The following is a 19,614-nucleotide window of genomic DNA, read 5'->3' on the forward strand; positions in this document are numbered from 1 at the left end:
CGGCTTGCTGCCGCTTTGTCATCGCTATAGTGATGCTCTGCCCTGCAGCATCGCAGGCGCAAACGCCGATTGATGACGCGGCCCGGTCAGTAACCGCAGGCTGCCCTGAGGCGATTAGAAACGCAGGTCAGCCGCAGTCGTTTGACGCGGGCATGTGTCTCGGCATCATCAAAGGCCTGCACTATCTCAGCCGGGACGTATGCATCCCCCCAGCGACAAGCCTGAGGGAAATAGCAGATATCGTGTCGAGATATGTCGACAGCCACGGCGGCAAGACGAACGACGACTTCCGCGAGACGTCGCTGGAAGCAATGCGGTCTGCTTGGCCCTGCGGCAACAGACACGACATGTGATTATTTTAGGAATGGAGATGGGCCGCGCACCGGTTCGTGCCTCGCTGACGCCGAGGTGATAGGCGAGCTAGAATTAACGTTGTGTTCCTAAGGAAACTCCCGCGAAATATCCATTGAGCCAAGCGCAACTATCGTCGTCGGTTTCCGCGGGAAGATGCAGAGTTTCAGTAGGTCCAGTCAGATCGGCAGGCCGAGTTGCGGCTGCTCGGGCATCTCGTTCTGAAGCAGGGCAATCGATGGCGTTCGAGGTCGAGCGGCTCGAAACCGCAGCGGGCACAGACCTGCTACGGGTGATGATCTCGAAGTCGTTGAATTTCATTTCAGGGTCACGGTCCGCCCCCGCGAGCCCTTCTCCTCGCAGTTGCCGCGATCTTACTGAGGCCCTCGCTTACGATCCCGCCCTGTCCGGCTTCAGTTCATCCGTAGCTTTGGCATGACCGGTGAAGAAGATCGCTCGAACAGCAGAATGCGAGCTAAAACAAAGCTGGTGTTGAGACCTTAACGACATTCCATTCAATATCCGAGGAAGCTCCCCGTTTGCGAGGCGTCTAAAGCGCAGGAAGCGGCTGCAGTCCATCGAACGGGGGTAAGTCAACCTTTATGAGATCTCCGGGCCTGATGTGTCCGGTCGTCTTGACTACCCCGAGTAGGCCACACCTGAACCTCGGTTGCTCCTGTTTCATAATCATGGCGCGCTTCAATCCGTTCCGAAAGCGATCAATAAGTGCGCAGGGTGTTCGAAGGCCCGTGAGCTCGACAACCGCGGAGCGTCCGATCCGCAAGCGCGTCCCGAGCGGGAAATTCGTGAGACTTAGTCCTGCGGTGGTTACGTTTTCACCCAGCTCTCCTGGGGCTACCGTGAACCCACTCGACCTCAAATCAGCAAACAGTTCCGAGGCCAGCAGGTGCACTTGCCGATTATTGAGCAGTGATGGCATTTGTTTCGCAAGATATCGATGTTGCATGAACCGTCCTGCGTGTGCATCGCCTTCCACGCCATGATCTTCAATCAGCTTTATGCTTTCCTTGGCTCGTTTGCTGAACTCGTGCTTCGTGTTCGACGCCACGGCGACAACGGTGCCCTTTAGGATCAGGCCGGTGATCAAATGAACCATAGTTGTGCGGCGTTTGCTGTTATGAAGGCGGACATTTCTTCGTGCCGGACTTGGATAAATTCAATGTTGCCGGCCGCTGCACGCGCCGATCACGCCGTTGATCTTGTCCCCTGTATAGCGTGATATGCGCCGAACGTCCCAAGCGTGTAGCCGCGTGACGTCGAATCACCGACTTTCATCTCACGCCTCCGGATCAGCGGGAATTGATGCGTTCGGCTCGATCAGGCCTTGTCGCCTGAGTTCGGCCCAGAAATCGGGAGGGATCTTGGCCTTAAGCGAGTTATAGTCCTCCTGGATCTGCTCCGCGCTTCGCGCGCCCACCACCAAAGCTACCGCGACGTCGGCCGCCGACGAGAACTGAAGCGCGGCGGTGCGCAGATCGACGCCGCGCCGGGCGGCAACCGCTCTGAGCTTCTCGCGCTTTTCGATCGCGGCTCGGGGGATCTTGAAATTTTCCTTGCCGTAGTTGTAGCGCGGGCTACCGGAAATGAAGCCGGCATTCAGCGCGGAGCCGATGACGAGCGAGACGTTCTTCCTCCGCACAACGGGGAAAAGCTCGTGTACTGCGGTGGCGTGATCGACCAATGAGTACTGGCGGGCGCACAGACACACGTCCGGATCCGCATCTTCCATAACCTTGAGAATGGGCAGAGCCGTGTTCACGCCGATGCCCCAAGCGCGGATGATGCCTTCGTCACGCATCTTCGATAGAGCCGGAAACGCGCCTTTGCGGGCGATTTCATACTGCTCCTCCCACCCGTTCGGAAAGAATGCGAAATCAGGGGAGATGTCGTGCACGAACGCCACGTCGAGGCTGTCGACACCGAGACGCTGGAGGCTGTCTTCGATCGAGCGGCGAACGCCGTCAGCCGTATAATCGAACACAATGTCGTTCGGAGAATCGGACAGCGGATAAATTTCCGCATGCTTGTTGGTCGTCGATGCCTTGAGGAGCTTTCCAACCTTGGACGAGAGCAGGTAGTCCTCTCGCTTCTGGTTGTGCAGAAAATGACCGAAGCGACGCTCGGACAGGCCAAACCCATACCAGGGAGCCACGTCGAAATACCGAACCCCTAAGGCCCAGGCGGCATCGAGGGTGGCCTCAGCATCCTTGTCGGTATGCTTGTTGAACTCGTTTCCGAGGGAAACGCCACCCAGGCCGAAGCGAAACTGCGGTTTGTAGATTTGCCGACCTCGGTTATTCATCAAAATCTCCGCTGCTTCGCTCGAACTAGAACAACGGGCGAAAGAGCGGGTTCCAATATGCGGAATCTCGAACGGGGCCTCACGTGGACGTCGGCGCACGAGGGCCACCGCCCGCGGAACCCGTCAATTCTCGAAGACTTTCCCTATTGAAAACGACGCGCGGCGAGGAGGTTGGATGGATAAGTTGCTGGTCGCCAGTGAGGCGAGGCGGAAGATGGAGACCGAGGACGGCTTCGTGCGGGTTCGCGGAGCCCGCGAACACAATCTCAAGGACGTGTCGCTGGAGATTCCCCGTAATGCGCTGGTTGTGTTTACCGGCGTGTCCGGATCCGGGAAGTCGTCGCTGGCCTTCGGGACGCTGTATGCAGAAGCCCAGCGGCGTTATCTCGAATCCGTCTCGCCCTACGCTCGGCGCCTTTTCCACCAGATGGCGGTTCCCGAGGTGGATTCGGTCGAGGGGTTACCTCCGGCGGTGGCCTTGCAGCAGCAGCGCGGCTCCCCGACAACAAGGTCGTCGGTCGGCAGCGTGACGACGTTGTCCAATCTGCTGCGGATGCTCTACTCGCGCGCCGGCGTCTATCCGCGAAATCAGCCACTTCTTTACGCCGAGTCGTTTTCGCCGAACACGCCCGAGGGCGCCTGTCCGAATTGCCACGGCATGGGCCGCGTCCATGAGGTCGACGAGCGTTCGCTGGTGCCCGACGGCACGTTGACCATCCGGGAGCGGGCCGTCGCGGCGTGGCCGAGCGCATGGCAGGGCCAGAACCTGAGGGACATTCTGGTGACGCTTGGCTACGACGTAGACAAGCCGTGGCGCGAATTATCGAAAAAGGATCGGGACTGGATCCTGTTCACCGACGATCAGCCGACTGTGCCGGTTTACGCGGGATACACGCCGGCCGAGACCAGGCGGGCGCTGAAGCGAAAGGAGGAGCCGAGCTATCAGGGCACCTTTACCGGCGCGCGAAAATACGTGCTGCAAACCTTTGCCACGACGCAAAGCGCGATGATGAAGCGCCGAGTGGCGCAGTTTCTTTCAAGCTCGGATTGCCGGGCGTGCAAAGGCAAGCGGCTCAAGCCCGAGCCTCTCTCGGTCACCTTCGCCGGAATGGATATCGCGGAAATTTCGCGATTACCGTTGAAGCAGCTGCGCGGCGTACTCGGCCGGCACCTCGATGGCCGGAAAAGGGACTTCGCCGATCATCCCGAGAAGGCTCTGGTCGTGCAGCGTATCACGGAAGATATGTCGGCACGTCTCGAGGTGCTGCTCGACCTGGGTCTGGGCTATCTGACGCCCGAGCGCAGTACGCCGACATTGTCGCCGGGGGAGTTGCAGCGGCTTCGATTGGCTACGCAAGTGCGGTCCAATCTGTTCGGGGTCGTGTACGTCCTGGACGAACCCTCAGCGGGATTACATCCGGCGGACACCGAGGCGCTGCTGCGTGCCTTGGAACGCCTGAAGTCGTCCGGAAATTCGCTCTTCGTCGTTGAACACGAACTCGAGGTCGTGCGGCATGCAGACTGGATTGTCGACGTCGGTCCCGACGCTGGCGCGCAGGGCGGCCAGATCATCTACAGCGGCCCGCTGGCGGGCCTCGGAGACGTGCGGAACTCCCGCACACGACCTCACCTCTTCGATCAGCCCGTCAAGATTGCCAAGACGCCCCGAGACCCCTGCGGTTGGCTCAAGCTGCGCGGCGTCACGCGCAACAATCTTGATCGTTTGGATGCCGATATTCCCCTGGGCGTCTTCACGAGCGTCACGGGCATTTCAGGGTCGGGCAAGTCAAGCCTCATCAGCCAATTCCTCGTCGAGGCCGTCGGCGACGAATTGGGTCACCGCAATGAGCCGGCCGACGATGATGACGGGCTGGAAGCCAAGGTCCAGACAGTAGGCGGCGAGATCACCGGCGGTCTGGAAAAAATCAAACGGCTGGTGGTCGTCGATCAGAAGCCGATCGGCCGGACGCCCCGGTCGAACCTGGCGACCTACACTGGTCTGCTGGATCATGTCCGCAAGCTCTTCGCCGCGACCAAGCAGGCTCGTGTCAGGCGGTACGGCGCGGGCAGGTTCTCGTTTAATGTGGCCAAGGGCCGTTGTGGGACATGCCAGGGCGAAGGGTTTGTTTGCGTTGAATTGCTCTTTCTGCCGAGCGTGTATGCGCCGTGCCCCACGTGCAAGGGCGCTCGCTACAATGCCAAGACGCTGGAGATCAAGATCAGGGATAGGTCGATCGCGGACGTGCTGGCCATGACTGTGGACGAAGCATTTGAATTTTTTGCCAACGACGATACGCTGCGACGATCTCTAGGCGTGCTTCGTGAGGTCGGTCTGGGATACATCCGGCTGGGGCAATCGGCCACCGAGCTGTCGGGTGGGGAGGCCCAACGCGTCAAGCTTGCCACCGAGCTCCAGCGCGCGCAGCGAGGCGAGACGCTCTACGTGCTCGATGAACCGACGACGGGGCTGCACCCGTCGGACGTGGCGAAACTGATGAAACAACTGGACGGCCTCGTCGAGAGCGGCAACACGGTTGTGGTGGTCGAACATGACATGACCGTTGCCGGGGCCAGCGACTGGGTCATCGACATCGGGCCCGGAGCGGGCGACGAGGGCGGCCGGATCGTGGCTTCAGGGGCGCCAGCGCAGGTCGCGAGGGAAACGCAGAGTCGAACGGCGAAATACCTAGCTGCTGTTATTTGAAGAGTGCTGCACAAGGCATCTGGCAAAGTCTCGCATATCCGGCAGTTCCCGCTTCGTGGCGAGAGACCGGAAGCCACATCGGCGTCCAATCACCCACTTGGCTCGGCAAACTAAAGTTAGGTGACTTCGTTCCGGTTAGGAACGATTCAAAACAGCGCGAGTTCGTCCCGAAAGAAATCCCAGAGGGTGACACGATGACACAATCCGTTGAGGAATTGCGACGGGAATCTGAGCGCAACCGAGAACAGCTGACGAAAACAGTCGATCAGTTGAGGTTGCAGATTACCGACACCGCTGCCGACATCCAAAGCAAAGTTTCCCCGCAGCACATTAAGTCTGAAGTATCTGATTTCATTAGCTCCAAAACTGCAAGCTGGATCGATTCACTGAAACAGCATGCCAAGGAAAATCCGATGCAAGCGATCGCGGCAGGGACCGCCATTGCGGTGCCGGTGATGCGGATGGTGCGTGGCTTTCCGCTGCCGCTTTTGATGATTGGGGCGGGGCTTGCATTGAGTTCAAAGAACGTGCGTGAGCGCGCGGCAGCAGCCGCTGCGCCAGCGGCGGAAAAGGCTCAGGAAATTACGGGAGACGCAATGCAGCGCGCCCAGTCACTCCAAGGTGATATCCGAGAGGCGGTCTATTCTGCACGTAGCAAGGCCGCCGGAATGGCCAATGAAGCTTACGCCGCTGCTACGGGGGTGGCTGACGATATCGGGAATCGGGCTGAGGAGGTCGCCGGTTCCGCTAACGACAAGTTAAAGGCCGGCATGGATGCCGCCTCGGGCTTCACGAGAGATACCATAGAGCGTGTCCGCACCACCGTAAACGACGCGGCAACAGGGGCGCCAGAAAGAGTCGGCCAGGCGATCGGCGATAACGCCGTGTTAATTGGCAGTTTAGGTATCGCAATTGGTGCGATAATCGCGGCGTCGCTCCCCGCTACCAAGGTGGAGGCCTTTGCTTTAGGCGAAGCAAGCGACGGCGTCCGGCGGGCCGCAGCCGATGCAGCCCAATCCGGACTTGAAACGGCCAAAGACGCTGCCGTTTCGATGGTCGATGCCGCGGCGAAAAGCGTTGCCGAAGCCGATCTAGGCGGCCACGCCAGCCATATTACTAAAAATATGACCGGCACGCTCAAGGAGATCGCGGACGACGTTGTGAAGACCGCATTAAGTCCTTCCCGAAACCAGAACACCTGAGAGAGGCCGCCATGAGCGACATTGATATGAAGAAGACGAGCTTTTCCCAAAACAAGAAAACCGGTTCGTCACAAGACGTGAAGGATCAGGTGGCGGATGCCGGGGCCGATCTGAAGCTACGTGCTGGCGACGCGCTGCAAGCATCGACCGACGCCGCACAGGACAAGCTGAAGGAGGCGGCTAATGCCGCCAAAGAAGTGGCCTCCGGCGCGGCGGACCGTGTTCAGGAACAGGTTCACGAACAGCAGCGCAGCGGAGCGGACTTCGTCGAACGCTTCGCTACCAATATTAGGGACGCCGCCCGCGCTTTTGAAAGCGACGCTCCATTTGCAGCCCGTGGCATTAATTCGGCCGCAGAGTATGTTGAGGACGCTGCCGAAAAGATCCGGAATGGAAGTTTCCGAGATCTTGTCGACGGCGCCACCGATTTTGCGAAGCGCCAGCCCGCCGCATTCCTTGGGATTTCGGTCCTTGCCGGCTTTACGGCAATCCGCTTTCTGAAAGCCTCTGGTGGTCAACCGTCCCCGTCCTCGGACCACGGCAATAAGTCATGAGCATCCAGAACGATATCAAAACCAGCCAAAGCGATCTACGGACCATATCGACTTTGCTGGGAGACGCGCTTTCACAATTCGCAAAACTGTTTCAGAACGAGATCGATCTCGCCAAAGCCGAACTCGGAGAGAAAGCGCAGCAGGTCGGCGGCGCGTTAGGCTTCTTCGCCGCTGGCGCAATGCTGGTGATACCTGCGCTGGTTATGGTGCTGTTCGCACTTTCGGCGGCATTGATGTCGGCGGGATGGTCCCAGCCGTTATCTTACCTTACCTCCGCGATTGCGGCTGCGGTGATTGCCGGCGTTCTATTTGCGATTGGAATTAATCGCCTCGACTCCAGCAATCTTGCTCCGCGGGAAACGATGCGCCAGCTCGAAAAGGACAAGGACACAGTGAAGGGAATGGTACGATGAGCAGCACGCAAAACAGTTTCGTCGACAGTGCCGTAGCGGCCGCAAGGGAAAACCCTGTTGCCGCGGCCCTAATCGGAGGTGGCGCTCTATTGCTGCTGATGGGAAGCGACAACCTTAAAAGGGCCGCCAGCTCTGCTGCTGCAACGGCGTTCCCGTCGACAGATACCAGCGTGCCCAGACCCCAATCATCACGTTCGGAATATCACGCCACTCCAGCGCCGCCGACTGCGCCTGACATGGATCACGGAGGATCATTTGGGTTAGGCGAAAGTCTACGACACGCCGGCAATTCGGCCTCTGATGCCGTTTCAAACGCATCCGATGCGATGAAGAGTCGGTTCGACGAAGGCGCTGCCTATGCACGCGACAATTTTAACAGGCTAGGCGAGAAGCTCCCAGGAAAAGAGGAACTTTCCTCATCGCTTTCTGACTTGCTTGAACGACAACCGCTCGTGCTTGGTGCAGTGGGTCTTGCCATTGGGGCCGCGGTCGCCAGCGCCTTCCGAAGCCTCGACATCGAGAACGAGATGGTCGGCAAATACAGCGACAGCGTCAAGGAAGACCTTACCGAACGCGTAGGCGCTGTATCGCAAAGCCTGTCTGAAGCCGCTGACACTTTGAGAAATGAGATCAAAGAAGCCGGCGCTGAGAAATTTGAAAAGGTTAAGAAAGCGGGTAAGGATGCTGCGCAAGCCGCTGGGCAGAAAGTGAAGATATCTTGAGCGGCTCGGCATATTCGGCGTTTTGGCGGCATAATATGTCATCATCGAGCAGAGACGGAAGTGCCTTTCAGGTGTTGCGCGCCATGGCGTCCGAAGATCAGAAAGCACCGCCGGTTAGTTGGCTTCCCGGTAGGGACACGGCCCAACATTCGCCGGAGAGTTCGCGCGTTATTGGGGGCATGGGCATCGTTGTCATTATTGAAATAGACCCACGCGCGTTACGCGCCGCTGGCCTTAATCCGGCCCGCCCATATCGCGAGCTCGGCCTTCGAGCAATCGTGCCGGTACCAACGCTTGGGGCCATGTAGGCGGACGTAAATCTCATCGGCGGTCTTGACGAGCTCATCGGTTAGGCGCGGGCCGCTGCAAAAGCAGAAGATGATACATGCCCTGTGGAAGGCGCTGTAAACTTCTTCATTCCACCAACTAGCGTGCCTGAATTCCACGACGTTGCTTTGGTGTAGAGATAGCTCGGAGGCAACTGAAACAAGAAACAACCCATCCGGTGGCCGAGGATATCCGGAGCATGCCAAAATCCTTTACGAGAGTCTTCGTGCCCTTGAACTTCTTGATGTGGGTGATGAGCTCGCAGACCTTGATCGTATAGACGAACGTTTTCTTGCCGGGCTGACGGCGCCAGACTTGAACGCCGGCAACGGTCGGCCAAGAGTAAAAGGATGCGTTGATTTCGACGGTGTCGAATTTTTTCAGGTAATGGCCGAACCAGTCATTCTGTGGCACACCGTCATAGAACGAGCCCCGCCATTTCTAGTAGCGCCAGCCGAGCATCCCACAAAAATAGATTGCTTATGCTGAAGGATACGTTTTGCGCCGTTTGCTTCGCTTTTCAGGCGGGCCGCATGCATCTTTGCGCCGCGTTTGACATTGTCCTCGCGCTGCTTCACGCGTCGGAGCCGTCTCCGTTCGCGGCGCTCTTCGAGCGTCAGTTCGGTCCATAAAGCGGCTGTTTTCGCGCTTGGCATGGTTTTCCTCCGAACCCCTAACGCACGGCCAGGGGTGAGGGGTTCCAAGCATCGTTTGGAGCTCAAATATGCCTAAGCAACGAAAGGACTTTTAATGCAATTTGATGTTCTGATTGTCGGCGGCGGACCCGCAGGATTAAGCGCTGCGCTTATCCTAGGGAGGTGTCACCGCGCTGTATTGCTGTGCGACGTAGGGCATCAGCGCAACCTACGCTCCCATGCGATACATGGCCTGCTGGGACGGGAAGGGCGATCGCCGGTGGCTTTTTTGGACGAAGCGCGCGCGGAACTCTCGCGGTACAGGTCAGTTTCCGTGCGGGATACGCTCGTGGAGGGCATCACGGCCGCGGCGGAAGGATTTGAGTTTGTTTGTCGGGATGGCACGGCTGGCAGGGCCGCCAAGGTTCTTCTCGCATCAGGGCTGGTTGACGAGTTGCCTGATGTTGCGGGGATCCAGCCGCTTTACGGGATTTCCGTGCATCATTGCCTCTACTGTGACGGGTTTGAATATGCCGGGAAGCCGGTTGCCGCCTATGGCAAGGGCGATAAGGGCGCTGAGCTTGCAATTATGATGAAGCACTGGATTTCCGATGTCGTCGCCTGCAGCGACGGCACAGAGGTAAGCACAAAAGCGGCTCGAAAGCTTAAAGAATATAACATTCCCTTACGTTCAGAGCCGATCCAATCCCTGCAAGGCGCGGACGGGGAGCTGACGAGTATCCTATTCGAGAACGGAACAGCGCTTGCCCGCTCCGGACTGTTTTTTTCGACTGGCTGCCACCAGGCTTCAGACTTATCGAAGCGTCTTGGCTGCAAGCGGAATGACAAGGGCGGCGTTGTGATCGATCCCGACACGGAAGAAAGCAGTGTTCCGGGGATATATGTTGCGGGAGACGTTTCGCGAGATGTCCTCCTTGTGGCTGTGGCCATCGGGGAGGGCGCGCAGGCAGCCGTGGCGATCAACAAGGCGTTTCTGCGCCGTGACGGGTTTTGCGATTGAAACCCCGTCGCGCCCAGACTCCAATCGCATTAATCAAGACGTTTTGGAAGACAAGAGATGTTTTGGTCTCCAGCCAGCCGTCGGCCATCCAGGCTATGGACGCAACGATGAATATCATGAAGCCAGCGACGGTGCTGCGTGCGTTCAAATTGGCAGCCACGAGGACTGCGGCCAGAACCGTTGTCGCCGCTGCGAAAGTTCTGAGAATCGATAGTTCTTCCATTTAGTACCCATAACAGCGAGTTGATTCGTGGCTCGGATGACTAAACTCTTTGGAGAGCTCTACCGGCCTTTCGCGCATGGTGCCGGTGGGAACGGTCGAGCCCCCCCACGGTTACTTCTACCAGCAGACAATCTTTCTCGGTCGCGAGGAGGTGAGTTCGTGGCCTCGGCTGGGAAAAAAGAAAAAAAGGCCGCCTCGTTCAGAGGCGACCTTTGTAGTTCAAAGATTATGCCTCCTCGGCGCTCTGTTCGATTGTCTCCGGCATCTTAGCAACTGACATCAGGGTGCGGGCGATCTGATTGAGCAACATATCCGCATTCTCTTCTTGGGCGAGCGACTTGGCCAGCAGGGCTACAACAGCACTGTGTCGCAACTGCTGCGCCAGGTTTTTGGCGGTCGTGTAGGCAGAGATCTCGTAATGCTCCACGCGCTGCGCGGCGCCTATCAAGGCGAGGTCGGCGAGGGCATCTTCCTTCTCTTCTCCTTCCTTCATAACTTCCTGGCCTTCCTCGACAAGACCCATCATCCCTTTGCAGGGCTTCGCGCGAGCGGTCTCGCCGAGAAGCGAAAGGCACTCATTGAGCCTTTCGATCTGGCCTTCGGTTTCAATCAAGTGCTCCTCAAAGCACTCGCGCAAACGGTCGAACCGTGCCGCCTCCGCCATTTTGGGGAGCGCTTTGGTGAGCTGCTTCTCCGCGTGGAGAATGTCTTTAAGCTCGTCCACTAGGAGCTCATTGATGCCTTCCGGAGCCGTCGGCGGCGAACTCTCCGTCCTAATTGCAGTCTCTTGGTTGGCGTCGGAGGTCGCTAGTGCCGGGGAGGCCACGAACTCCCAGTCACCGCCCTCGTTCCACGGGCCTCTCGTATCGATTTCGCCTTCGTCGCCCGTGCCGGTGGAGTCGTTGAAAAACTGGTTCACAAGGCCTGGCGTGGGCGCAAGTTTGCCAATCGAGAAGGCCGGCTTCTTCATGCTTTCCAGAGCTGCGGAAAACGCCTTCATATGCGTGATTTCGCGCGTCATCAAAAACTGCAGGGCGTCCTTGGTGCCCGCGTCGTCGCAGAAATTGATCAACCGTTCGTAGACGATCTTAGCCCGCGCTTCGGCGGCAATATTGCTACGAAGGTCGACGTCGAGCTCGCCAGTAATCTTCAGATAATCGGCAGTCCAGGCATTGCCTTGCGAGTTGAAGAGATTGACGCCGCCGCCGCCCGCGATGGCGATCAACGGATCGGCTTCAGCCTTTTCGCGGTCGAACTTCATTGGCTTGAGGTGGAGGCGGGCGAGGCTGCCGACGACTTCAAGGTGGCTAAGTTCTTCGGTACCGATATCCATTAGGAGATCCTTGCGGTCCGGATCTTCACAGTTCAGGCCCTGAATGGAGTACTGCATCGCGGCGGCCAATTCGCCGTTGGCGCCGCCGAACTGCTCAAGTAGCATGTTGCCGAAACGGGGGTCGGGCTCGTCGACGCGAACGGTGTACATGAGCTTTTTTACATGGTGATACATGATGACCTCGGGGGCTGATCTGTTGAAGATGCTTGCCCAATGGCCGCGGGCCCCTTCTGTTCCTAAAGTTCTCGCGCCTGGGGCGACTGTGTTCTCGAGGGAGCCAACCAGCGGGAGACTTCACGGCCACCGCGAAGCAGCCCACGCGCAGCCCCGTCTTCTGTAAAGCCGCCGGACCGAGTTCCTGGCGCCGCTATACTCCCCCGGACGCCGCCTTGGCGTCTTAGGTGTGCCGCCGATCATCGCGGCCTCGCAACGGGGGGGTCGGAACGACGAGACGCAAACCGCGCGTTGTAATACGCACAAATCAATTTTTCTCCGAGGGAAGCCTTCACATATGCCGAAAGAGAATGATCTAGAGGGTCGTCAGGATATGGGCGGCAAACACGGCGGCCAAGCAGGAATGCTCAAGCCGGAGGAACGTAGCTCAGCTCAGCAGGGCATCGTTCGGGACGAACGGGGACAAGAGCAACCGGCGGACAAAGAGCGTGCTCAGCATGTCAGCCGCAAAGACCGGGGGGACGATCCGCCTGGCGATCCAAAGCAGTGAACAGTATGCCCGGCGGGTGCCTGGGGCACGTTGGCGAAAGCTGCTAGGGGGCCCGCGGAAAAAGCGAGAGACCGCTTACCAAGGTCGCCCTTTCTGTTTTACGCCAACCTGCGTAAGCCAAGGCCGCTGTTTAGGTCTCGGTGAAAGCAGCATCTTCCTGAGCCGAGTTTAACCAGCCGGCGCATGGCTTTAAATCTGCGACCGCATAGCTTTGAACCCCGCGGCCGTAAGCTTGGCCTCTGTACGTTGATCCTTCCCTCGGATCTCAATCCAACCCTGATGCACCAACCGGCTCAGTGTTATTCCACTGGCGGGAATGGGAAGGCGGGTGTCCATCTTCCAATCGGTCAAGCTTAGATATTGCAAAACCGTTCGCTTTCTCATGTCGAGGACTTTATGGGTTTTCTTGTCGGTCATTTTTGTTCGCCTTCAGCCTAGCCAAGTCGGCGGACGGCTGTTGGCCGGTCGGGGCAGGGTTCACCGCGGGACGCACATTATGGCTTGCCGACTCCACCGGTGATATGGGCCACAAGGGGAGAGGGTCGAGACGTTGCTGGGCACTCGTTCCGAACCGGCAAACCGTGCTGCCATCCATCGCGGACACAAGCCCCTTCCGACGTACTGCTGCACCCGACTCCACAACCGCCAGCGCCCCAAGCTGGTCCGGCGAGAGCTACAAAGAATGCCCCAAAGCAAGCAAAGCGGATCATCACGGCTCCTATTCGGCTCGATGCAAGGTAAAATTCGCGCTGCGCATATAGTTCCTAGGCTGCTGGCTTGGGCTAACACTCGCGCAGTTGTTTCCGCTGATGGCCACCACGGCCGGCAAGGAACCCTGAGAGCCGATAGCCGCACAGATCGGCAGAACCCTTGGAGCGACAGCGGTGCAAGCCTCGAAGCGGGAGCTTGCGCAAAAACGTCCGAGCCGAACTACAAATACGGCCGGTGGTACACCAACACGATGCGTTCTCTAGCTTCCTACAACTGGTGGAGGCAAGGTCGCGCGCCGCAGGAACACTAATGCAGCGTGAAAGTTGGATAATCGGCGGCTGAAAAGTCGCCCTAGGCGCGCGGTATACCTGCGATTTATGGAGCAGGGCCCGCGCGTTTTCATGGGAGGACATAATGGCCGATAGCCTCACGAATCGAGTTCAGCCCGACCGATCTGAAATCAATATGCATGAAGCGCACGAAGTAAATACTGGACCCACGCCCTAGGCATTACGCGGGACGATCTGCAGAAGGCTGTTGACAAAGTCGGGAGTTCAGCGGCGGCAGTCCGGAAACAGCTGGGCCTTGAGAGTGCCCATTAATACCAAATAGATGCTTTTCCGCGCGGATCGAGGCGGATTCAGAGCCATCCAGCGCGCTTAAAACGGAGATAAAGCACTCCGCAGAGAACGGCGATAATGCCAATGACGACGAAATAGCCGTATTGAGTCTTCAACTCGGGCATATTTTCGAAGTTCATGCCATATATGCCGGCGATCGCGGTAGGCACGGCCAATATTGCGGCCCAAGCGGCTAACTGCCGCGTGATCACGCCCTGACGCTGCTGCTCGAGTAAATTACTCACCTCAAAGACAGAAGTTAGAACATCTCGCAGAGAGTTCACCATTGTATCGACTCGTCGCACGTGATCCAGGACGTCTTGGAAATAAGGACGAACGTTAGCGTCCAGGCACGGTGTATCGAGGTGTACGAGCCGGCCGCAGACCTCCGTCATGGGGCCGATGATCCGCTTGAAACGGATCAGCTCCTGGCGTAGCGCAAAAATGCGTTTGACCTCGCCGCGGCTGAGGAAGCTGTCTAGAGCGCTTTGTTCCATGACCAGAACGCGTTCCTCGATCGTTTCGACAATAGGAAGATAGCCATCAACGATAAAATCGAGAATGGCGTGGAGAACATAGTCTGGTCCCTGGCCCAGCAGGCTAGGCGCCGCTTCGAGTTGGGCGCGGAGTTCGCTATGTGCCCGTGCCGAGCCATGGCGAACCGAAATGATGAAATTCTTTCCGACAAAAATTGCGGTTTCGCCGTAGGCGATGTGATCATCCTCAAGATGAGCAGTGCGTGTCATTACAAACAGTTGGTCTCCGTAAACATCGACCTTCGGTATTTGGTTCGCTTTAAGTGCATCCTCAATCGCAAGAGGATGAAGCCCATAGTTCTTCTCAAGCTGCTCAAGCTCTTGTTCGGAAGGCTCAAATAATCCGATCCAGACAAATTCGGATTTTCCCTTGCAATCGATAGGCTCGTTCAAGGAAACGGCTTTTGCTTTCTTGCCGTTACGATAAAGGTTGGCGGCAACCAGGCTCACAACGAGCTCCCCCTTTGAGTGGATGACGATCGTTTATCACGCGATTGGCTGCCTGAGAAAGCCTGGAGGCCGGCGGATCCCGGCACAGTGCATGAGATAGGAACGAAGGGAGACCGGCGCATTTAAATTCGATCACTGTCAATGCTGCCAAAGGCGTCAGTGACAGAGAGACCGTTGCGCCCCCGCCTGACTAATGGAGGGCAGTGTTTTATGCCCGTTTTTTTCTTCGATATTCATTCCGGAAACGAGCTTTCAATTGATGATGAGGGTATGGAGCTCCGCGACGTATTGGCAGCCCAGGTAGAGGCCGCGCGCGCCTTGGCTGTTTTCGCTCAAGCAGAGATGGGTTCAAAAGACGCGCGAGGCCAACAAATGGCAGTCTGGATGCGTGACGCGCACGGAACCGTGATGGAAGTCAAATTGACGTTTGCAATCGCACGTAGGGAATAAGGCGCGGCTTCCTGCAACCGGCGCAGCCGCGTTTTCCTTAAGTTACAAAGTGTGCAGACGTTCTTAACGCGCGGATCAGAGATGCCGTGGTCAATTTTGACCAGTGGGCCAATGTCCGAGGCTCCAAAAGTCTCCTATCGGCGGTGTCACCTGCCTTGGGAAAGGAGCGCGTCATGCAGAAGCGACGCCGCCTAAAACAAGCTATGCCGCTAGTTGAGCGGCTGTCTCAGCAAGCTCAGCAGCTGCGTAAGGAAGCGAAGGGCCTCCCGCCGGGCGGTGAACGTGAGGAACTGGTCCGTAAGGCTCGCAGTTAGCGTCAGCCGTGGACGTCAGCCACTGGCTGGATAAAGGGTACGCGCCTGTTTAGGGGACCAACGCGATGCAGGAATACCGCGCGTTTATCTTAGGGCCGGATGGCGCGTGCAGGATTTTGTCAATCTGATTTGCGAGAATGAAAGCGAGGCCATCAAAGCCGTCAAGCAACTTGTTGATGGTCGTGACGTCGAGTTGTGGCAACGGGATCGCCAGATTGAGCGGTTCAACCGCCCCCGATAACAAGAATACGTTTCGACGATGCGCGGTACCCTTTGCTGCCACAAGAGAACTTGGCCTTCTCGTTGAATCGATTCTGAACCATTTCCTCGGCGATCCGTAATTCTGGAGGAGACTGCGCATGATTGATCAAAACAAAAAGGAACACCTGGCGCGACGACTGGAGCAGTCCATGATGACACCGAGTATCTCAAGACACTTTCCAAAAAAGACCTCGCAATCCTGTGGTGGGCAACTCAAAGCTAAGCGCTTAGCTCGCTGCTTGGTTAGGCAGATGCAGTGGCCAACAAACGCCCCCCGCTTCGCAGGGGGCTTTTGAGTTTGGTTAACCCGGCTCAGTCGTCGCCGTTCAATACTTCGCGGGCTTTGTCTTTGATCCCGCCGACAGTGTTCTGTACCTTGCCTTCAGTCTTGTCGGCCTTACCCTCAGCTTCGGTCTTGGCGTCGCCAGTTACCTTACCAACTGTTTCCTTGATCGTGCCTTTTGCCTGTTTGGCGGCACCTTCAACGCGGTCTTTGTCCATACCACTCTCCTGTGTGAGTTAGGACAATCTGCGATTGTTGAGAGGTTGCTTGACGATCAGGTGATCGTAATTCTTTTCTTGCCGAGGAACCGGGGTTCCAATCTCACGTTCTCGGGGGTATGTCCAAGATGCCCGACAAGATCGAGGTTGTTCAGGAAGGCGATGAACGCTTTCTCGTCAAGACATTTTCTGACGGATCCGAAGAGCGCCAGCCGATCGTGAAGCTTCCGAGGAAGAAGCGCTCCCGACCGAAAGTGGATTGGAGTCGCAAGATAAGCTCGGGCTTAAAGCATAGATTCTAGGAGCGCGCCCGCCAAGTGTATTCATGGGATGGTACGCTGACGGATCGCGCCGTACGTCGAAGGGGCGCATTCTTCGGTCAACTGGGCAACGAGTTTTCATAGAAGATCATGAGGACCAGCGACACAGTGCACGGACCGCGCCGGCCCCTAGGTGAACAAGTCCTCTGTTCGTACCTCTTTCATTCATCGATGCTGCATCGATGTCGATCACCTGGCGGACGCACCACGTAAAGCTGACGATCCGTTGATAGCATACGTGATTACGTCTTCGCTTGATCAATGAGCAACAGTCGATCGAAGTCCTGCGGGTCGAACTGGTACCCGGCTGAATCTGTAATGTGAACTTGCCAATCGAAGCGCTCCAACAGACGCGCCTTGTCAACAGGCGAGATTGGACTGATGCGAATGGTGACGACGCTATGTCCATTCCTGGAAGCGTGGATAGCGTATGTCATGGCGTCCTCACAGGATACGAACATACACTGATTTGAATGCTCAGAGCGCGGCTTGATGGCACATATCATTATGCTGCACCGCATCTAACCCGGTGATTTAGGGAGATTGTTGGTCCCGCTCGGTGCGTAGTGTACCCAGAACCGCAAGCGGGCTGGCTTGGTTGGCAAGACACGGCTTGGCCTGGCAGTTCGACTGAAGGAAAGACAACGTCAGCGTAGCCAAACCGCCACACGAACGAGATTTGCCGCCTTGTGTTGATTGTCGTGCAGACGAGTTCGGAATGACGGGTAACTTTGCAGAGCGGCGCGGCGAAAGCGGCCCTGTCGAGTGAACCCAAACCTCGGCGGGGCCGCCTTTGCGAGACTAAGTGTCGCGCTGCCGCCTGGTCTTCCTTCTGCTCCCCGCATGACGATCTTCAGCGCATCATCCGATAGTGACCGCTGCAAGGCCTTCGCCTCATCCATGGGCGCGCCGCGCGATCCGGTTCAAAAACCTCACCCGCCCCTCATTGTTGGGGGCGCATTTCCCCACGCAGCAACGCGGGCGATCGCCTATGGCGATGGCTGGATTCCGATCGGCGGGCGTGCGCTGGATCCGCTCGAGGTGCTGGCGCAATTCCGACAAATGGCAAAGGATGCAGGCCGCAATCCCGCGTCGCTCTCCTTCAACGTCTTCGGGGCGCCCCGAGACCTGGAGATGCTGAAACGCTACCGTGACGCCGGCGTTGATCGGGTCGTCCTGATGCTTCCGCCCAAGCCATGAGACGAGATTTTACCCATGCTGGATGGGGGCGCGTCCCTCATGACGGCGCTCTAGAGAGTCTGTTTTGGATCTCAGCATCGACCCGCCGAGTAAGCGGTCATAAGAGACCCTCCGCCAACCCGCCCTGAGCGGCGCTCTATATCGAGCGAACGACCTTGTCCCCACGGATCATTCAGGCTTTCGCCACGAGCGCGCTCACTACGACCGCTTCTGGCGCAAATCGGACATTCAGCCAATCGGCGTTGTACGTTAGGTGCCAGATGCAGACCCTCGCCGGGCTGCTCGGATACTTCGATAACCTGATCACCAAGTGCCTCCTGGAACACATGTTACTTGAACATGGGTCCTTTCATCTGCCTGCCTCCTTCGCAGCCGCGCACCAATGCAGCGAAATCCGCTCAATTAGACCGGTTGCAAAATCACTTGTGGCGCCGCTTCCATTTGGAACGCTTTGTGATCTCGCCAGTTGGCGCCGGCATTTGGAGAAGACAATCATGCGCGCATTGTGCTGGCACGGAAAGGGCGATGTCCGGATCGACACGGTTCCGGATCCGAAGATCCAACATCCCCGCGACGCAATCATCAAGATAACGGCCTGCGCCATCTGCGGCTCCGACCTTCATCTGCTTGACGGATACCAACCGACCATGGAGAGCGGCGACATCCTCGGCCATGAGAACATGGGCGAGGTGATCGAATTGGGATCTGAGGTCACGAACCTAAAAATAGGTGACCGAGTCGTCGTACCTTTCACGATTAGTTGCGGGCAATGCTGGTTCTGTGAGAAAGGGTTGTTTTCGTGCTGCGACCGCACTAATCCCAATGCCGAGTTGGCAGCCAAGGCGATGGGGCAATCGCCGGCCGGCCTATTCGGTTTCAGCCACATGCTCGGCGGCTACTCTGGCGGGCAGGCCGAATATCTTCGCGTACCGATGGCCGACGTAGGCCCCATCAAGATTCCCGATACCGTCACCGACGAGCAGGCGCTATTCCTGTCGGACATTTTTCCGACCGGCTACATGGCCGCCGTAAACGCGCAGATCGAGCCGGGCGACACGGTCGCGATCTGGGGCTGCGGTCCGGTGGGCCAGTTCGCCATTCGCTCCGCGCTCATGCTGGGAGCCGGTCGAGTGATCGCGATTGATGAGGTTCCCGAACGACTTGCCATGGCGGAAGCGGGCGGCGCCGAGACCATCGACTTCTCGAAGACCGATGTCTATGACGAACTGATGAAGCGTACCGGAAAACGTGGTCCGGACAGCTGCATCGACGCGGTCGGCTGCGAGGCCTCCGGACACGGGGCGGCCGATGCCGTGCTCGACAAGGTCAAGGCGGCAACTTTCCTGGCGACCGACCGCGTGCACGTCCTGCGCCAAGCGATCATGTGCTGCCGCAAGGCGGGCACGGTTTCCATTCCGGGCGTCTATGTTGGCATGGGTGACAAGATCCCGCTTGGCGCGGCCATGAACAAGGGTCTGACGATCAAGACCGGGCAGACGCACGTGCAGGCCTATACTAAGCCGCTTTTGCAGAGAATCGAGGCCGGCGATATAGATCCGAGCTTCGTCGTCACGCATCCTGCCAGCCTCGAAGATGCTCCGGCAATGTACAAGAAGTTCCGGGACAAGGAGGACGGGGTGATCAAGGTCGTGCTGCGTCCCGGCAGATGATGCGAAGCGAGTAGTATCTTGTTTTTCTTCTTTTCAAACCGGTTGGGTT

At 57.8% G+C, this 19,614-nt stretch carries 22 protein-coding genes and 1 pseudogene; 14 read left to right on the forward strand and 9 right to left on the reverse strand.

Annotated features, from left to right (window positions below; all coding sequences use genetic code 11):
• The first annotated feature begins 152 nt into the window (after positions 1 to 152).
• Entirely contained in the window at positions 153 to 353 is a 201-nt protein-coding gene (locus tag ACPPVP_RS10185; RefSeq protein WP_426537770.1) for a Rap1a/Tai family immunity protein, read from the forward strand.
• A gap of 548 nt (positions 354 to 901) precedes the next feature.
• On the opposite strand, the gene ACPPVP_RS10190 is transcribed toward ACPPVP_RS10185, so the two are convergent.
• Both ACPPVP_RS10190 and ACPPVP_RS10195 read right to left on the reverse strand, forming a co-directional pair.
• Positions 902 to 1,468, reverse strand: coding sequence for an MOSC domain-containing protein (locus tag ACPPVP_RS10190; protein WP_426533707.1), 567 nt, complete (start codon positions 1,466 to 1,468; stop codon positions 902 to 904).
• A gap of 180 nt (positions 1,469 to 1,648) precedes the next feature.
• Entirely contained in the window at positions 1,649 to 2,674 is a 1,026-nt protein-coding gene (locus ACPPVP_RS10195; protein ID WP_426533709.1) for an aldo/keto reductase, read from the reverse strand.
• Between the two features lie 175 nt (positions 2,675 to 2,849).
• Between ACPPVP_RS10195 and ACPPVP_RS10200 the strand changes: the two genes are divergently transcribed.
• From ACPPVP_RS10200 to ACPPVP_RS10220, 5 genes are all read left to right on the forward strand, one after another.
• Positions 2,850 to 5,378: an excinuclease ABC subunit A gene (locus ACPPVP_RS10200; RefSeq protein ID WP_426533711.1), complete on the forward strand. Its 2,529-nt coding sequence runs from the start codon at positions 2,850 to 2,852 to the stop codon at positions 5,376 to 5,378.
• 194 nt (positions 5,379 to 5,572) lie between these two features.
• Positions 5,573 to 6,580, forward strand: a complete 1,008-nt coding sequence (locus tag ACPPVP_RS10205) for a DUF3618 domain-containing protein (RefSeq protein WP_426533713.1) — start codon at positions 5,573 to 5,575, stop codon at positions 6,578 to 6,580.
• A gap of 11 nt (positions 6,581 to 6,591) precedes the next feature.
• On the forward strand, positions 6,592 to 7,134 hold the full coding sequence (locus ACPPVP_RS10210; RefSeq protein ID WP_426533715.1) for a hypothetical protein: 543 nt from the start codon (positions 6,592 to 6,594) through the stop codon (positions 7,132 to 7,134).
• Positions 7,131 to 7,547: a phage holin family protein gene (locus ACPPVP_RS10215; protein WP_426533717.1), complete on the forward strand. Its 417-nt coding sequence runs from the start codon at positions 7,131 to 7,133 to the stop codon at positions 7,545 to 7,547. The genes ACPPVP_RS10210 and ACPPVP_RS10215 overlap by 4 nt, the downstream gene beginning before the upstream one ends.
• Positions 7,544 to 8,269, forward strand: a complete 726-nt coding sequence (locus ACPPVP_RS10220) for a hypothetical protein (RefSeq protein ID WP_426533719.1) — start codon at positions 7,544 to 7,546, stop codon at positions 8,267 to 8,269. The genes ACPPVP_RS10215 and ACPPVP_RS10220 overlap by 4 nt, the downstream gene beginning before the upstream one ends.
• Before the next feature lie 218 nt (positions 8,270 to 8,487).
• Here ACPPVP_RS10220 and ACPPVP_RS10225 read toward each other — a convergent pair whose 3' ends face one another.
• The 3 genes from ACPPVP_RS10225 to ACPPVP_RS10235 are packed head-to-tail and all read right to left on the reverse strand — an operon-like array spanning position 8,488 to position 9,252.
• Positions 8,488 to 8,715 (reverse strand): DUF72 domain-containing protein, encoded by a 228-nt coding sequence (locus ACPPVP_RS10225; RefSeq protein WP_426533720.1) that lies wholly within the window; start codon positions 8,713 to 8,715, stop codon positions 8,488 to 8,490.
• On the reverse strand, positions 8,696 to 9,010 hold the full coding sequence (locus ACPPVP_RS10230; RefSeq protein ID WP_426533722.1) for a DUF72 domain-containing protein: 315 nt from the start codon (positions 9,008 to 9,010) through the stop codon (positions 8,696 to 8,698). Before ACPPVP_RS10230 ends, ACPPVP_RS10225 begins: the two co-directional genes overlap by 20 nt.
• Entirely contained in the window at positions 8,977 to 9,252 is a 276-nt protein-coding gene (locus tag ACPPVP_RS10235) for a hypothetical protein (protein ID WP_426533724.1), read from the reverse strand. Before ACPPVP_RS10235 ends, ACPPVP_RS10230 begins: the two co-directional genes overlap by 34 nt.
• 94 nt (positions 9,253 to 9,346) lie before the next feature.
• Here ACPPVP_RS10235 and ACPPVP_RS10240 point away from each other — a divergent pair, with 94 nt between their 5' ends.
• Entirely contained in the window at positions 9,347 to 10,252 is a 906-nt protein-coding gene (locus ACPPVP_RS10240) for an NAD(P)/FAD-dependent oxidoreductase (RefSeq protein WP_426533726.1), read from the forward strand.
• 449 nt (positions 10,253 to 10,701) lie between these two features.
• Here ACPPVP_RS10240 and ACPPVP_RS10245 read toward each other — a convergent pair whose 3' ends face one another.
• Positions 10,702 to 11,982, reverse strand: a complete 1,281-nt coding sequence (locus ACPPVP_RS10245) for a DUF892 family protein (protein ID WP_426533728.1) — start codon at positions 11,980 to 11,982, stop codon at positions 10,702 to 10,704.
• Positions 11,983 to 12,319: 337 nt separating this feature from the next.
• On the opposite strand from ACPPVP_RS10245, the gene ACPPVP_RS10250 reads away from it, so the two are divergent.
• Complete coding sequence (locus tag ACPPVP_RS10250) at positions 12,320 to 12,532, forward strand: hypothetical protein (protein WP_426533730.1); 213 nt, start codon at positions 12,320 to 12,322, stop codon at positions 12,530 to 12,532.
• 189 nt (positions 12,533 to 12,721) lie between these two features.
• On the opposite strand, the gene ACPPVP_RS10255 is transcribed toward ACPPVP_RS10250, so the two are convergent.
• The gene (locus ACPPVP_RS10255) at positions 12,722 to 12,949 is read right to left on the reverse strand and encodes a hypothetical protein (RefSeq protein ID WP_426533732.1); all 228 of its coding nucleotides are present in this window, start codon (positions 12,947 to 12,949) and stop codon (positions 12,722 to 12,724) included.
• A 708-nt stretch (positions 12,950 to 13,657) separates the two neighbouring features.
• Here ACPPVP_RS10255 and ACPPVP_RS10260 point away from each other — a divergent pair.
• Positions 13,658 to 13,845: pseudogene (locus ACPPVP_RS10260) on the forward strand (DUF3606 domain-containing protein).
• Between the two features lie 38 nt (positions 13,846 to 13,883).
• Here the strand turns inward: ACPPVP_RS10260 and corA are convergent.
• Positions 13,884 to 14,849, reverse strand: coding sequence for a magnesium/cobalt transporter CorA (gene corA, locus ACPPVP_RS10265; protein ID WP_426533734.1), 966 nt, complete (start codon positions 14,847 to 14,849; stop codon positions 13,884 to 13,886).
• A 210-nt stretch (positions 14,850 to 15,059) separates the two neighbouring features.
• Between corA and ACPPVP_RS10270 the strand changes: the two genes are divergently transcribed.
• Both ACPPVP_RS10270 and ACPPVP_RS10275 read left to right on the forward strand, forming a co-directional pair.
• Positions 15,060 to 15,299, forward strand: coding sequence for a DUF6894 family protein (locus ACPPVP_RS10270; protein ID WP_426533736.1), 240 nt, complete (start codon positions 15,060 to 15,062; stop codon positions 15,297 to 15,299).
• A 420-nt stretch (positions 15,300 to 15,719) separates the two neighbouring features.
• Positions 15,720 to 15,854, forward strand: a complete 135-nt coding sequence (locus tag ACPPVP_RS10275) for a hypothetical protein (protein WP_426533738.1) — start codon at positions 15,720 to 15,722, stop codon at positions 15,852 to 15,854.
• A 332-nt stretch (positions 15,855 to 16,186) separates the two neighbouring features.
• Here the strand turns inward: ACPPVP_RS10275 and ACPPVP_RS10280 are convergent, their stop codons facing one another.
• Positions 16,187 to 16,375, reverse strand: coding sequence for a CsbD family protein (locus ACPPVP_RS10280; protein ID WP_426533740.1), 189 nt, complete (start codon positions 16,373 to 16,375; stop codon positions 16,187 to 16,189).
• A gap of 128 nt (positions 16,376 to 16,503) precedes the next feature.
• Here ACPPVP_RS10280 and ACPPVP_RS10285 point away from each other — a divergent pair, with 128 nt between their 5' ends.
• From ACPPVP_RS10285 to ACPPVP_RS10295, 3 genes are all read left to right on the forward strand, one after another.
• Positions 16,504 to 16,677 (forward strand): hypothetical protein, encoded by a 174-nt coding sequence (locus ACPPVP_RS10285; RefSeq protein WP_426533742.1) that lies wholly within the window; start codon positions 16,504 to 16,506, stop codon positions 16,675 to 16,677.
• An 861-nt stretch (positions 16,678 to 17,538) separates the two neighbouring features.
• Positions 17,539 to 17,895, forward strand: a complete 357-nt coding sequence (locus ACPPVP_RS10290; protein WP_426533744.1) for an LLM class flavin-dependent oxidoreductase — start codon at positions 17,539 to 17,541, stop codon at positions 17,893 to 17,895.
• A gap of 494 nt (positions 17,896 to 18,389) precedes the next feature.
• On the forward strand, positions 18,390 to 19,565 hold the full coding sequence (locus ACPPVP_RS10295; protein ID WP_426537772.1) for a zinc-dependent alcohol dehydrogenase: 1,176 nt from the start codon (positions 18,390 to 18,392) through the stop codon (positions 19,563 to 19,565).
• The last annotated feature ends 49 nt before the right edge of the window (positions 19,566 to 19,614 follow it).

This window comes from Bradyrhizobium sp. McL0615, assembly GCF_049993905.1.
Taxonomy (GTDB): Bacteria; Pseudomonadota; Alphaproteobacteria; order Rhizobiales; family Xanthobacteraceae; genus Bradyrhizobium.

Bases quoted from the DNA above. Each gene is read 5' to 3' on its own strand.
- ACPPVP_RS10250 (WP_426533730.1), top strand. From the start codon at position 12,320: ATGCCGAAAGAGAATGATCTAGAGGGTCGTCAGGATATGGGCGGCAAA.
- ACPPVP_RS10240 (WP_426533726.1), top strand. From the start codon at position 9,347: ATGCAATTTGATGTTCTGATTGTCGGCGGCGGACCCGCAGGATTAAGC.
- ACPPVP_RS10285 (WP_426533742.1), top strand. From the start codon at position 16,504: ATGCCCGACAAGATCGAGGTTGTTCAGGAAGGCGATGAACGCTTTCTC.
- ACPPVP_RS10185 (WP_426537770.1), top strand. From the start codon at position 153: ATGTGTCTCGGCATCATCAAAGGCCTGCACTATCTCAGCCGGGACGTA.
- ACPPVP_RS10290 (WP_426533744.1), top strand. From the start codon at position 17,539: ATGACGATCTTCAGCGCATCATCCGATAGTGACCGCTGCAAGGCCTTC.
- ACPPVP_RS10220 (WP_426533719.1), top strand. From the start codon at position 7,544: ATGAGCAGCACGCAAAACAGTTTCGTCGACAGTGCCGTAGCGGCCGCA.
- ACPPVP_RS10295 (WP_426537772.1), top strand. From the start codon at position 18,390: ATGCGCGCATTGTGCTGGCACGGAAAGGGCGATGTCCGGATCGACACG.
- ACPPVP_RS10195 (WP_426533709.1), bottom strand. From the start codon at position 2,674: ATGAATAACCGAGGTCGGCAAATCTACAAACCGCAGTTTCGCTTCGGC.
- ACPPVP_RS10200 (WP_426533711.1), top strand. From the start codon at position 2,850: ATGGATAAGTTGCTGGTCGCCAGTGAGGCGAGGCGGAAGATGGAGACC.
- ACPPVP_RS10245 (WP_426533728.1), bottom strand. From the start codon at position 11,982: ATGTATCACCATGTAAAAAAGCTCATGTACACCGTTCGCGTCGACGAG.
- ACPPVP_RS10210 (WP_426533715.1), top strand. From the start codon at position 6,592: ATGAGCGACATTGATATGAAGAAGACGAGCTTTTCCCAAAACAAGAAA.
- ACPPVP_RS10190 (WP_426533707.1), bottom strand. From the start codon at position 1,468: ATGGTTCATTTGATCACCGGCCTGATCCTAAAGGGCACCGTTGTCGCC.
- ACPPVP_RS10280 (WP_426533740.1), bottom strand. From the start codon at position 16,375: ATGGACAAAGACCGCGTTGAAGGTGCCGCCAAACAGGCAAAAGGCACG.
- ACPPVP_RS10270 (WP_426533736.1), top strand. From the start codon at position 15,060: ATGCCCGTTTTTTTCTTCGATATTCATTCCGGAAACGAGCTTTCAATT.
- ACPPVP_RS10215 (WP_426533717.1), top strand. From the start codon at position 7,131: ATGAGCATCCAGAACGATATCAAAACCAGCCAAAGCGATCTACGGACC.
- ACPPVP_RS10235 (WP_426533724.1), bottom strand. From the start codon at position 9,252: ATGCCAAGCGCGAAAACAGCCGCTTTATGGACCGAACTGACGCTCGAA.
- ACPPVP_RS10255 (WP_426533732.1), bottom strand. From the start codon at position 12,949: ATGACCGACAAGAAAACCCATAAAGTCCTCGACATGAGAAAGCGAACG.
- ACPPVP_RS10205 (WP_426533713.1), top strand. From the start codon at position 5,573: ATGACACAATCCGTTGAGGAATTGCGACGGGAATCTGAGCGCAACCGA.